Source organism: Tenacibaculum sp. 190524A02b (assembly GCF_964036645.1).
Classification (GTDB): domain Bacteria; phylum Bacteroidota; class Bacteroidia; order Flavobacteriales; family Flavobacteriaceae; genus Polaribacter; species Polaribacter vairaonense.
Map to the genome: position 1 here is coordinate 1949287 of NZ_OZ038525.1, position 13073 is coordinate 1962359.

The following is a 13073-nucleotide window of genomic DNA, read 5'->3' on the forward strand; positions in this document are numbered from 1 at the left end:
TTAGATATAAAACAAAAAAACCGCAAAATTGCGGTTTTTTATTTTATAGGATTTGAAACTTGATTACTTTTCAGCAACAACTTCAAATACGATATCTGCTACTACAGTTCTGTGTAAACGAACAGCAGCATTGTATTTTCCTAATCTCTTTACGTTACCTCCAGTAACTTTGATAAACTTCTTCTCTACTTCAGTTCCTGCTTTAGCTAAAGCTTCTGCAACATCTGCATTGTTTACTGATCCGAATAATTTATCTCCTGAACCTACTTTAGAAGCAATCTTGATTTCGTAACCCTTAATAGCTTCAGCTAACTTGTTAGCATCTTCTACTAATTTAGCTTCTTTAAAAGCACGTTGCTTTAAGTTTTCTGCTAATACTTTTTTAGCTGAAGAAGTAGCTAAAACTGCATATCCTTGAGGTATTAGGTAGTTACGTCCATAACCATTCTTAACAGTTACGATATCGTCTTTAAAACCTAAGTTTTCTACGTCTTGTTTTAATATCAATTCCATGTTTCTACTTCTTTATTATTTTAACATATCTCCAACGTATGGCATTAAAGCTAAATGACGAGCTCTTTTAATAGCTTGTGCAACTTTACGTTGATATTTTAATGATGTTCCTGTTAAACGTCTTGGTAAAATTTTACCTTGTTCGTTTACTAAATACATTAAGAAGTCTGGATCTTTATAATCGATGTACTTGATTCCGCTTTTCTTAAAACGACAGTACTTAGCTTCTTTTTTAGTTTCAATATCAAGCGGAGTTAAGTAACGTACTTCTCCTTGCTTATTTCCTTTTGCTTGTTGATCTATTGACGCCATAGATTATTTTTTTGCAGATTTAGATTTAACACGATCTTTTCTCTTGTCAGCCCAAGCTGCGGCATGCTTATCTAACTTTACAGTTAAATAACGCATAATGCTATCATCACGTCTGAACTCTAATTCAAACGGAGCAATAACATCTCCTGAAGCTTTAAATTCTAACAAGTGGTAAAATCCACTTTTTTTCTTTTCAATTGGGTAAGCTAATTTCTTTAAGCCCCAATTTTCTTTGTGAGTCATTTCTGCACCCTTTGAAGTCAAATAGTCTTCAAACTTTTGCACTGTTTCCTTTATCTGACCTTCAGATAAAACGGGATTCAAAATGAAAACAGTCTCGTAACGGTTCATAATTAATAAATTTATTTTTAAGCCTGCAAATATACAAAATTTAGCTAGTTATTCTAACTATTCTCTATTTTATTTTACTGTTTATTTTCGGTAAGTTTGTTTACCTTCTAAAATTATAACTTCTATGCAAGTACCTGACTTACCTAACCTTATACATTATGCAATTCCTTTTTTTATAATTACTGTTATTATTGAAGTAATTTTAACTGTAAAGGTTAAAATGGATGATTATGAATATAAAGATGCTATAACCTCTATTAGCATGGGCTTAGGGAATGTTTTTATAGGGCTTTTTACTAAGGGAATTACTTTTACTTTCTTTTTGTTTTTATATCAATTTAAACTTTTTACCATTCCTTTTGAATGGTGGGCTTGGTTGATTTTAGTATTTGCGGAAGATTTTATTTATTATTGGAATCACAGAATTGCACATGAAAGTAGGTTGTTTTGGGCTAGCCATGTGGTACACCACTCTTCTAAAAAATATAATTTAGCAACTGCCCTACGTCAAACTTGGTCTGGTAGTTTTTATACTTTTATTTTTTGGGCTCCTCTAGCTTTTTTAGGCTTCCATCCTATTATGATTTTAATGCAAATGAGTATTAGTTTATTATATCAGTACTGGATTCATACTGAATTAATTGATAAATTGCCTAAATGGTTTGAGGCTATTTTTAATACGCCTAGTCATCATAGAGTACATCATGCTACTAATCCACAATACTTAGATAGGAATCATGCGGGTATTTTTATTATTTGGGACAAACTATTTGGTACCTTTGAACCAGAAAAAGAAAAACCTATTTATGGTCTCGTTAAAAATATAGATACTTACAACCCAATTAAAGTAGCTTTTCATGAATGGATAGCGATGTTTTCTGATTTCTTCTCCACAAAAACAAACCTCTTTAATCGCTTTAAATATTTGATAAAACCTCCAGGATGGAAACATGATGGTTCTGGAAAATTATCATCTGACTTACGAAAAGAATGGATACAAACTAAAAAAGAGAGTCTGTAAAAACTCTCTTTCTATATTCTATTAGTTTATTCAATTATTGATTTCCTAAAATAATTGGCATTCCACTTTTACCTGATCCAATAATAACTACTTTGCTATTGCTAGATTCTGCTAATTTATTGGTAGCTTCAATACCTTTATCTTGTAATATTTTATCAGTTAATGACGCACTTAAAATCTTATTCGCATCTGCCTTACCTTTCGCTTCTATTCTTTGACGTTCTGCTTCTTTTTGGGCTTTTTCTATTCTAAACTGATATTCTAAAGACTCTTGTTCTTGTTTTAGTTTTCTCTCAATGGCATCTCTAATTGTATTTGGTAATTGCACATCTTCAACTAACACTCTTTCCACTACAATATATTGATTCTTTAATTCTTCTTGAGCTTCTTCTAAAATTTCTTGTTCAATTACATCTCTTTTACTTGAATATAGTTGTTCTGGTGTGTAACGACCAACTACACTTCTTGCTGCTGCATTAATGGCTGGATCTAAAATATCTGAAATATAATTAGTCCCTTTAGTTTTAATTAAGTTTCCTAAATTTTTATATTCAGGTTTAAACCATACTGTTCCATCAACTCTGACTTCAAGTCCATTAACGGAAAGTACATTCATTTGATCTGAAATAGATTGTTGACGTACTTTTTGTACAATCATTTCATTCCATGGTGCCACCACATGAAACCCTTCTCCGTATGTTTTTTCTGTATTAATCCCATCGCCAAAACGCTCAAACAATACTCCAGCCTCACCTGGCCCAATGGTTTCTGTTGATTTAGCTATGAATATTAATAACACCACCACTACTGGTATTAATAATGCTCCTCCTTTTGGGAAGTTTATCCCTATTTGATTTCTTGACATTTTTATGTTTTTTATTACTCAAATGTACAACTAAATTCACTAATTATTGTTCTTATAAGGACACTCTTCATCTAAATACTCAAACTCTAAAGTTATATGCTCCAACTGAAACAATGTGTTCAATTTGTTCTTTAATTGTTTTTTAAGGGGGTGAAGCTCTTCTATATTTTTGTTATCCTCTAAAACTAAGTGTATCGTAAAAACATGATATTCTCCATCCATAGTCCATATTCTAGTATCATGTACGCTATTAATTCCCTCAGTTTTTATTAATTCTTCCTCGATTTCTTTTATTGATATTCCCTCTGGAGCTCCTTGCAGTATAATTTGGATGCTCTCTTTTATATTTCTATATACATTAACCAATATAAATACTGCAATAAGCACTGATAAAATTGGGTCTAAAATTGGTATTTCCCAGAATTGCATAATAATACTAGCGATTAAAACCGCAGCCCAACCTAAAACATCTTCTAATAAATGTAGAGAAACAACTTTTTCATTAATACTAGATCCTCCTTTTAATTTTAAAACAGCTACTCCGTTAACTACTATTCCTAAAATTGCCAACCACATCATTCCTTTAGCATTTGTCAATTGGGGATTTGTAAGTCTAGGCATTGCTTCTGTAATAATAAAGACTGATCCTATAATAAGCACAACCGAGTTAATTAGAGCTCCTAATATGGATAACCTTTTAAATCCAAACGAATATTTTTTAGTTGGATTTTTAGATGATTTTTTTTCAAAATACCAAGCCAAACCTAAGCTTAAACTATCACCTAGATCATGCAAAGCATCTGACATGATAGCCAAGCTGTTAGTAAAAAAACCACCAATAAATTCGATGATTGTGAAACCTAAATTTAGAAAAAATGCAGTTGCTAAATTTTTTGTAGTATTGTGATGCTGACAATGTTTGTGATGATGCCCCATTTTTAGTTTTGATTAATTGACTTTTAAATTATAAAAAAGATGCATCAATTTCCCCTTATCATGATAAGTATTCATAATAAGAGGATAATTATTTTTAATGTGCGTGGCCGTCCATTCCTCCTATCATTTGTAGCAACCTTCCTTTTAAAAAATGTGCTCCTTTAGTCACTATTTGCTTTGTAAAATTACTATCCTTAATTGATACTATTTCTACAAATCCATTATCCGCTTTTCCTAAAACAACTTCCATTGGTTCAAACTCTAGTTCTTTATTAGTTACAAAAACAAAATTAGTACCATCATTAGATATTATAGCTTCTTCTGGCACTGCATATACTTCTTTTCCTTCTAAAAAAATTTCAGCATTAATAAACATTCCAGATTTTAATTTATGTTCAGGATCTTCAAAATGTCCATGTACATTTACTGTTTTTGTACTCTCATTCACTTTCTGACTTATCAACTTAATATATCCATCATACTCTATATCTAACCCAGATGGTTTAAATACAAAATCATCTCCTTTTTTAATTTTAGCAATGTCAGTTCCAAAAACATTTAATTCAGCATGAATATGATCATTATCTATAATTTCCATCATTTCAGAATTGGCTGCCAAAAATTTACCCTTATTTAAATTGTTCTCAACTACATACCCTTCTATTGGCGATTTTATATGTATGTACTCCTGAATACCTCTTTCTATAACAGTTCTAGGCATAATACTAGCCATTTTAAGTTGTGAAGCATAACTATCAACTAAGTTTTGTAATGATTTATAAGTTCCTTCTGAAGCTAAGTACGATTTTTTTGAAGTAATATCTTTCTCTAGTAAAAGTTTCTTTCTTTCATAATCTGCTTTCGCTACATTTCTATTGTTTACTGCCTCTAAATAAGAATACTGTAACTTAATAAAATTAGGATGTTGTAAAATAGCCACAGTTTGCCCCTTTTTAACTTCATCTCCAGGTAATAAATCTGTTTGATACACAAAAGCCTCCATTGGTGCATATATTGTCGCTTTATTTTGTGGAGGTGCTTCAATTGTACCTGTTACCTCTATTCTTCTCCTTATTTTTTTCTTTTCCAACTTCCCAACTTTTATTTCTGCAGATGCTAATTGTTCTTTTTTTAAACTAATTTTTACTTCTTTATGATTATTATCTTTACTTTCTTTGTGAATACTTTTTTGTTTTACAATATCTTCTCGATGATCATGATTAGAATGATCATTTTTTAACCCACAACTGGTTAAAAAAGTTGCTATTATTATTGTTATATATTTTTTCATGGTATTAGTCTTTTGTATAAAACTCGTATGCTATTACGGTTTGATTATAATTATTAATTAATGACAAATAGTTTTGCATTACTTGAAAATAAGCATTGAAGCTTTGAGTATATTGAAAAGCATCTATTTCTCCTAACTTATAAGCTAGTTGCAATTTAATTATGAACTTATTAGCCACCGATACAGTTTCTTGTATATTCAAAAGTTCATTATCAAGGTATTTTAATTGATCCTTTAAACTTTTCAAATGATTTTTTAAAGCAATACTTGTAGCTTGATTTTCGTAAACGACCTCTTCTTGAATTAATTTTTGTTGTTTAATTTTAGCGCTATTAGACCAAAAAGAAATAGGTAAAGTAACCCCTACATTAAAACCATTAAAACTATTGGATATTCCTGTTTTTCTATTTACAAGTCCTGCTTTTAACTCTGGAAAATAAATTGATTTAGCTACGGCTACGTTTTGTTCAGTTATTTTTTTTTTACTTTCTAATAAACTTGAAAACGCCTCAGAAAGTATAGCTTGAAACTTAGGAATACTTTTCTTTTTTGTAAACTTTAAAGTTGGTTCAATTGCATAATTTATTTGAAGTAATTGTTTTAATTTATTCTCTACCTCTATAAACTCTTTATAAACTTTAGTTTTTTGAGATTGTACACCTAAAACCTGCAATGTTGTTACATCACTTTCTAAACCTCCAATTTCACCTGTTTTGTATAATTCTTTTGCTATTTTATTTGTTTTAATAGTGTTTTCTTGTTGTTCATTCATCAGACTTAACAAACCATACAAATAATTCCATTCCTGATACAAATTTGAAACATTTCTAATGGTTTCTTTTTTAGACATACGAATAGAAGCATTTGCTAATTGATTCTTAATTTTTGCTGCTTTTCGTTTTTCTATATGTGTAAGTATTGAACCAAAATTCTGATTAATACTCCACTCTGTTTCTTCTATTCCTTGTGAAATCCCTACTTTTTGATATTGAAAATTTAATGGAGCTAACTCAATAGATTTTCCTATTTCTGCCTTGTTTTTTTCTATATTCAATTTTGCTTTTTTGAAAAGAACAGATTTTTGCAATGATAGATTTATTACTTGTTCTTCCGACATTTTACGAGGTACTTCTTGAGCTTGCCCCATACCAACACTTATTAATAAAAATAAAAACATTAAATGTTTTGTACTCTTAATGTTCTTAAATTTTATAGGTTCTAATAACGCGTACAAAACAGGTAAAATTAATAACGTTAATATAGTTGCAGAAATTAAACCTCCAATAACTACAGTTGCCAAAGGTTTTTGTACCTCAGCACCTGCGGATGTTGACAATGCCATTGGCAAAAAACCTAGAGAAGCTACTGCTGCTGTCATTATTACTGGACGTAACCTTACATTGGTTCCTTTTTTTATTATAGCAATTAAATCAGACATTCCTTCTTTCCGTAATCTGTTAAACTCAGCTATTAGAACTATACCGTTTAATACCGCTACACCAAATAAGGCTATAAACCCTATTCCTGCTGATATTGAAAACGGCATGCCTCTTAACCATAAAGCTACTATTCCTCCAATAGCCGACATAGGAATAGCTGTAAAAATTAATACACTTTGTTTTACGGATTTGAATGTTATATATAGTAGGATGAATATTAACAATAAAGCTACTGGTACCGCTATAGATAAACGTTCCTTTGCCTCTTCTAAATTTTTAAAAGTCCCTCCATAAGTTACATAATACCCAGGATCAAACTTTATTTTTTTATTTATTTTCTGTTTTAATTCTGTAACAATACTAGCTACATCTCTTTCTCTTATATTGAAACCTACTGTTATTCTCCTTTTTGCATCATCTCTTTGAATTTGGTTAGGTCCTGTTTCAAATTTTACCTCCGCTAAATTTACTAAAGGCACCTGTACCCCTTTAGATGTTGTAATGTATAGTTTACGAAGGTCTTCAATACTTTCTCTATTCCTTTTAGCCAACCTAACTACCAAATCAAATTGTTTTTCACCTTCATATACCAAACCTGCGCTTTGCCCTGCAAAAGCTGCGTTTATTGCCATATTTACCTCTGAAATATTTAATCCGTAATAGGCTAACTGACTTCGATTATATTTAATTACAATTTGTTTTAATCCTGTTATTTTTTCAACGTACAAATCTTTTGCTCCTTCTACCTCTGGTATTATCAGACTTAATTGATTAGCATAACCGACTAATTTATCAAGGTCTTCTCCATATACTTTTAATACTACATCTTGCCTTGCTCCCGTCATTAACTCATTAAATCGCATTTGAATTGGTTGTTGAAAACCAAAAGACACTCCTAACATATTATCTTGTAATAAATGTTCCATTTTATGTGTCAACTCATTTTTATTATCAGCTTTCACCCATTCATTTTTATTTTTTAATATGATAATCATATCAGTGGCCTCAATAGGCATTGGATCTGTTGGAATCTCTGAGGAGCCAATTCTACTTACTATTTGTTCAACTTCATCCGGAAATCTTTCTATTAATAATTTAGATGCTTTATTGGAAACATCAACTGAATAAGACAATGAGCTTCCTGTAGAAACTACCGTTTGTACTGCTAAATCTCCTTCATCTAGGGATGGAATAAACTCTGATCCCATTTTAGTGAATATGAAAATACTTGCAATAAAAAATAATACTGAAGCACCCACTACTTTTAATTTGTATTTTAATACAAAATCTAAGGTTGGTGCATATATTTTTTGTATTCCTTCAATGACTTTATCAGAAAAAGTGTGTTCATGTTTTATTTTTTTATTTAAAAACAAAGCACTCATCATTGGTACATAAGTGAGTGATAATAAGAATGCTCCTAGAATAGCAAAACTTACTGTTATTGCCATAGGTTTAAACATTTTTCCTTCTATTCCTACTAGTGCTAAGATTGGTAAGTATACTATTAGGATAATGATTTCTCCAAAAGCTGCACTGGTTCTAATTTTAGATGCAGATTGATACACTTCTTCATCCATTTGTTCTTGTGTTAGTTGAGTTCCTGATGCTTTTAAGCCTAAATAGTGTAAGGTTGCTTCTACAATAATTACGGAACCATCTACAATAATCCCAAAATCTATAGCCCCTAAACTCATTAAGTTTCCTGATACTCCAAATACATTCATTAAACTTATGGCAAAGAGCATTGCTAAAGGGATTACAGACGCTACTATAAGACCTGCTCTTAAGTTTCCTAATAATAAAACGAGTATAAAAATTACAATTAAAGCTCCTTCTATTAAGTTTGTTGTTACTGTTTTTATTGCTTTGTTCACTAACTTCGTTCTATCTAAGAATGGACGAATTGCTACTCCTTCTGGTAAACTTTTTTCTATTTGAGCTATTCTTTTCTTTACATTTTTTATAACTTTTGAAGAGTTTGCTCCTTTTAACATCATTACAATAGCACCAACTACTTCTCCTTCTCCATTTCTTGTCATTGCTCCATAGCGTACAGCATGACCAAATCTTACTTCTCCTATATCTTTTACTAAAATAGGTGTTCCGTTTGTAGTGTTTTTTATAACAATGTTACGGATATCTTCTTTTGTTTTTATTAAGCCTTCACTCCTTATAAAATATGCTTTGGGGTTCTTATCTATATAAGCACCTCCTGTATTCTGATTGTTTTTTGCTAATGCTTCAAAAACTTCAGTAATGTTTATTTTTAAGCTTTGCAATCTTTCTGGTTGTATAGCAACTTCATATTGTTTTAAAAATCCTCCAAAACTACTTACATCTGCTACTCCATTTAAACCTAGTAATTGACGTCTTACAATCCAATCTTGTATTGATCTTAACTCCATTGGCGGGTATTGCTCTTCATAGCCTTTTTTAGCATATAATGTATATTGATAAATCTCTCCCAATCCTGTTGTTACTGGTGCCATTTCTGGTGTACCTATTCCTATAGGTATTTGGTTCTTAGCTTCGGTTAATCGCTCACTTATTTGCTGCCTAGCCCAGTAAATATCTACGTTGTCTTTAAATACTACTGTTACTACACTTAATCCAAACCTTGAAAAAGAGCGTACTTCTTCTATATTTGGAATACTTGACATTGTTATTTCTATTGGAAACGTTACTAAACGTTCTATATCTTGAGCGGATTGTGAAGGTGCTGATGTAATTATTTGTACCTGATTATTAGTTATATCTGGAACAGCATCTATAGGTAATTGTTGTAATGAGTATATACCCCAACCTATTAAAGCTGCTATAAACACCCCTACAAGCAATTTGTTTTTTATTGATTGTTTTATAATGTTATCTAACATTCTATTTATTTTAATTTATTATGTTTTTTTAAACGGTCTGTGATAGTAGCTCTTATGAGTTAAATTTTCGTTTAAATGAAACTATTAGAATAAAGAATAATTCTATTGCCTTATAGTTATTCAATTAATTATTCTTGATATTTTTTTATTGTGTTAACTCTTCATTAAATTACATGATCTTGATAAAGAATGTTATTCTCTAACTTAATTATTCATTCATGCTATTTTTAGATTTAAACTTCGCGTATAATCAGATTTCGACTAGACTTAATCTGATTTCTAAAACATATACTAAGCTTTAGAACACTAAATAATTAACCGAAAAATGTATTAATATGATTTACGAATAACAATTTCGTATAATTTCTATTCAAACAAGTCACTAAAAAGCCACAATTGAAGCTACAAACTGTATATAATATTACATAGTTAACTATGTAGCATTACATATTATGTTCTATTAAAAATACAACATAACTCTCTTATTAAGAGTATAAAATTTGTAGTAATAAATTAAAATTTAGGTGGTTGGAATATTTCGTTTAAAAACGAATTGGAATATTTATTTTGGTAAAAATTAATTTCCTCTCTTACTTCAATCAAAGGAATTAATTGAAAGTTATATACGGTAGCTATAAAATCTGAGGAAAAGGTAATTACCGTACAGTGATGATGATGTTCTTTACTTTTTTCTTCATGAGAATCATTCTGGTGGTGAATATCTTCATGAGCTTCGTCTACATCAAAGTGGTGTTCTACATCTTCATATACTACTACATCATAATGCGCTTGCATTGGTGGCGCAACTAATAGTAAAGTTAATATGATAATGATGCAATGTTTCACTTAATTAATTATCTTATTCTAGTGGTTAAGATACGAATTATCTTCTTTTTTTCTTAAAACCTCCCTTAGTTTTATTATTTCTAGACTTTCTAGATTTGGGTTTAAAGGTAACCGCATCATCAAAAGTATTTTTTGTTTTCTGAGGTTTATTCTTTCTCCATGAGCTATCCGAGGGTAATAACTTATTCAGTAAATCATTACGCCCTACTTTTGTTAAGGTGTCTTTAATCCACTTTCTATTTTCTTTTTTATACCAGAAGAAAAACTTGTGTTGATCTAACTTTTCTTGTTTTGTTTTTGGTGTTTTTACCTCTTTTAACGTATATGGATGATAACCACTATAATAAATTACCGTTGCCACCGTCATAGGTGTTGGTGTAAAGTCTTGTACTTGTTCTAACTGGAATCCCATATCTTTAGTTTCCGCAGCTAGGTTTGCCATATCTTCTGGCTCACAAGCAGGATGACTAGATATAAAGTATGGTATTAACTGTAGATTTAACTTTCTCTTTTTATTAATACGATCAAACCTATCTTTAAACTTATGGAAATACGTAAACGACGGTTTCCTCATTAACTTCAACACTGGATCAGAAGTATGCTCTGGTGCTACTTTTAATCGTCCAGATACATGATTAGTCATCACTTCTTCTGTATAAGCATCTAGTTCTTTAGGATCGGCATTTTTGTTGAATTCTGGCACTAACATATCGTGCCTTATTCCACTTCCTATAAAGGATTTTTTTACTTTTGGATGTTTATCTACCGCCTTGTATAAATCGGTTAATGGTTTGTGTGAGGTATCTAAATTACTACAAATTACTGGTGATATACAAGAAGGTGCAACACATTTATCACAAATGGACTGAACCTTTCCTTTCATTTGATACATATTAGCCGATGGTCCTCCAATATCAGATAAATACCCTTTAAAGTCGTCCATCTTAGTCAACTCATCTACTTCTTTTAATACAGATTCTTGACTTCTACTGGCAATAAACTTTCCTTGGTGAGCTGAAATAGTACAAAAACTACATCCTCCAAAACATCCTCTGTGAATATTCACTGAGAACTTTATCATTTCATACGCTGGTATTGGTCCGCGTTTGTTATACTTTGGGTGCGGCATTCTTGTGTAAGGCAAGTCAAAAGAGCCGTCGATTTCTTTTTCCGTCATGGTTGGGTATGGCGGATTAATCATTAACTTTTTTGCTTTTACCTTTTGAAATATTCTACGTGCGTATAATTTATTTGATTCTTGCTCTATAACTTTGAAGTTAGATGCATATGCTTTTTTATCTTTTAAACAAACTTCATGTGAAGCAATTTCTACATCTTCCCAATTTTTATTCTTAGGTACTTTCTCACCTTCTTCTAATAAAACAGCGGTTTGCTTGATGGTTTTTAGGCTTGAAAATGGTACACCTTTTTGTAGTAATTCTACTACTTCTCTTAAAGGTTGCTCTCCCATTCCATAGACCAACATATCCGCTCCTGAACTTTCTAGTATAGAAGGCATTAATTGATTAGACCAATAATCATAATGAGTTACTCTACGTAATGAAGCTTCTATCCCTCCTATTAAAACAGGTACGTCTGGAAATTTTTCTTTTAAAATCTTGGTATATACAGTTGTTGCATAATCTGGTCTGAAACCTTTATCTCCGTTAGGTGTATAGGCGTCTTTATCTCTTCTTTTTTTACTGGCGGTATAGTTACTTACCATAGAGTCCATACAACCTGCGGTTATTCCAAAGAATAAACGTGGTGTTCCTAGTTTGGTAAAGTCTTGTAAGTTATCATGTACACTAGGTTGTGGTACAATAGCTACTCGTAATCCGTAACTTTCTAATATACGTCCAATTACCGCTGGACCAAATGCTGGATGGTCTACATAGGCATCACCACTGAATAGAATTACATCTAATTCATCCCATCCTCTTAATTTTACCTCCTTGTTTGTAGTAGGTAACCAATCTGAAAGTCGTCTAATCCTCATACCGCTACAAAGGTACAACGTTTTGATTAGATGGTCATGTATTTTTTTGATTGTTAATTAGCTTTTGGCTGCTAGTCATTGGGGTGAGGTTAATGATAGTAATGTAGAAGTGTGTTGATACGTTAGTAAATGTTTAATACTTGAAAACTAAAAACATTACTTTTAAACATTTTACTCCAATACTCCATTTACGAATATTCTTTTTATAAATAGATATTTTCTTGTAAGGTTTAGCAATTGCCTTGCGGGATATAACGTTTACCATGCAACATATAACAATTACTATGTAAGATATAACGTTTGCCATACAACATATAACAATCACAATGTAAGATATAACGTTTGTCATACAACATATAACAATCACCATGTAAGATATAACGTTTGTCATACAACATATAACAATTGCCTTGTGAGATATAATGTTTTCCATGCAACATATAACAATTGCCTTGTGAGATATAATGTTTTCCATTCAACAAATAACAATTACCATGTAAGATATAACGTTTGCCATACAAGGGACTATTCAATAAAGTGTGTCATTATATTATTTTATATTTGTTTGTACTTATGTGTAAATACTATGTTTTTCTTATAAACTCATTTTACATTCATATA

Annotated in this window: 10 protein-coding genes; 1 reads left to right on the forward strand and 9 read right to left on the reverse strand. The window is 30.9% G+C overall.

Annotated features, from left to right (window positions below):
- Positions 1–63: 63 nt before the first annotated feature.
- From rplI to rpsF, 3 genes are read right to left on the reverse strand one after another with little or no spacing between them, the layout of a single operon-like run.
- The gene (gene rplI / locus ABNT65_RS07670; protein WP_348704830.1) at positions 64–513 is read right to left on the reverse strand and encodes a 50S ribosomal protein L9; all 450 of its coding nucleotides are present in this window, start codon (positions 511–513) and stop codon (positions 64–66) included.
- Positions 514–528: 15 nt separating this feature from the next.
- A complete protein-coding gene (gene rpsR, locus ABNT65_RS07675) occupies positions 529–825 on the reverse strand; it encodes a 30S ribosomal protein S18 (protein WP_348704828.1) in 297 nt (98 codons plus the stop codon).
- Positions 826–828: 3 nt separating this feature from the next.
- Positions 829–1176: a 30S ribosomal protein S6 gene (rpsF, locus tag ABNT65_RS07680; RefSeq protein ID WP_348704826.1), complete on the reverse strand. Its 348-nt coding sequence runs from the start codon at positions 1174–1176 to the stop codon at positions 829–831.
- A 124-nt stretch (positions 1177–1300) separates the two neighbouring features.
- Here rpsF and ABNT65_RS07685 point away from each other — a divergent pair, with 124 nt between their 5' ends.
- Positions 1301–2197 (forward strand): sterol desaturase family protein, encoded by an 897-nt coding sequence (locus ABNT65_RS07685; RefSeq protein ID WP_348747592.1) that lies wholly within the window; start codon positions 1301–1303, stop codon positions 2195–2197.
- Between the two features lie 34 nt (positions 2198–2231).
- On the opposite strand, the gene ABNT65_RS07690 is transcribed toward ABNT65_RS07685, so the two are convergent.
- The 6 genes from ABNT65_RS07690 to ABNT65_RS07715 form a co-directional block, all read right to left on the reverse strand.
- On the reverse strand, positions 2232–3062 hold the full coding sequence (locus ABNT65_RS07690) for a prohibitin family protein (protein WP_348704822.1): 831 nt from the start codon (positions 3060–3062) through the stop codon (positions 2232–2234).
- Positions 3063–3101: 39 nt separating this feature from the next.
- Entirely contained in the window at positions 3102–3998 is an 897-nt protein-coding gene (locus tag ABNT65_RS07695; RefSeq protein WP_348747593.1) for a cation diffusion facilitator family transporter, read from the reverse strand.
- A 94-nt stretch (positions 3999–4092) separates the two neighbouring features.
- Positions 4093–5289 (reverse strand): efflux RND transporter periplasmic adaptor subunit, encoded by a 1197-nt coding sequence (locus tag ABNT65_RS07700; protein WP_348747594.1) that lies wholly within the window; start codon positions 5287–5289, stop codon positions 4093–4095.
- 4 nt (positions 5290–5293) lie between these two features.
- The gene (locus tag ABNT65_RS07705; RefSeq protein WP_348747595.1) at positions 5294–9607 is read right to left on the reverse strand and encodes a CusA/CzcA family heavy metal efflux RND transporter; all 4314 of its coding nucleotides are present in this window, start codon (positions 9605–9607) and stop codon (positions 5294–5296) included.
- A gap of 513 nt (positions 9608–10120) precedes the next feature.
- Positions 10121–10453 (reverse strand): hypothetical protein, encoded by a 333-nt coding sequence (locus tag ABNT65_RS07710; RefSeq protein WP_348747596.1) that lies wholly within the window; start codon positions 10451–10453, stop codon positions 10121–10123.
- Between the two features lie 37 nt (positions 10454–10490).
- Positions 10491–12452 carry a YgiQ family radical SAM protein gene (locus tag ABNT65_RS07715; RefSeq protein ID WP_348704810.1) on the reverse strand — a complete coding sequence of 654 codons (1962 nt, stop codon included), beginning with the start codon at positions 12450–12452 and terminating at the stop codon, positions 10491–10493.
- Positions 12453–13073: the final 621 nt, after the last annotated feature.

What these genes read in the sequence shown, in the direction of transcription:
- rplI (WP_348704830.1), bottom strand. Translation starts at nt 513, where the DNA reads ATGGAATTGATATTAAAACAAGACGTAGAAAACTTAGGTTTTAAAGAC.
- rpsR (WP_348704828.1), bottom strand. Translation starts at nt 825, where the DNA reads ATGGCGTCAATAGATCAACAAGCAAAAGGAAATAAGCAAGGAGAAGTA.
- rpsF (WP_348704826.1), bottom strand. Translation starts at nt 1,176, where the DNA reads ATGAACCGTTACGAGACTGTTTTCATTTTGAATCCCGTTTTATCTGAA.
- ABNT65_RS07685 (WP_348747592.1), top strand. Translation starts at nt 1,301, where the DNA reads ATGCAAGTACCTGACTTACCTAACCTTATACATTATGCAATTCCTTTT.
- ABNT65_RS07690 (WP_348704822.1), bottom strand. Translation starts at nt 3,062, where the DNA reads ATGTCAAGAAATCAAATAGGGATAAACTTCCCAAAAGGAGGAGCATTA.
- ABNT65_RS07695 (WP_348747593.1), bottom strand. Translation starts at nt 3,998, where the DNA reads ATGGGGCATCATCACAAACATTGTCAGCATCACAATACTACAAAAAAT.
- ABNT65_RS07700 (WP_348747594.1), bottom strand. Translation starts at nt 5,289, where the DNA reads ATGAAAAAATATATAACAATAATAATAGCAACTTTTTTAACCAGTTGT.
- ABNT65_RS07705 (WP_348747595.1), bottom strand. Translation starts at nt 9,607, where the DNA reads ATGTTAGATAACATTATAAAACAATCAATAAAAAACAAATTGCTTGTA.
- ABNT65_RS07715 (WP_348704810.1), bottom strand. Translation starts at nt 12,452, where the DNA reads ATGAGGATTAGACGACTTTCAGATTGGTTACCTACTACAAACAAGGAG.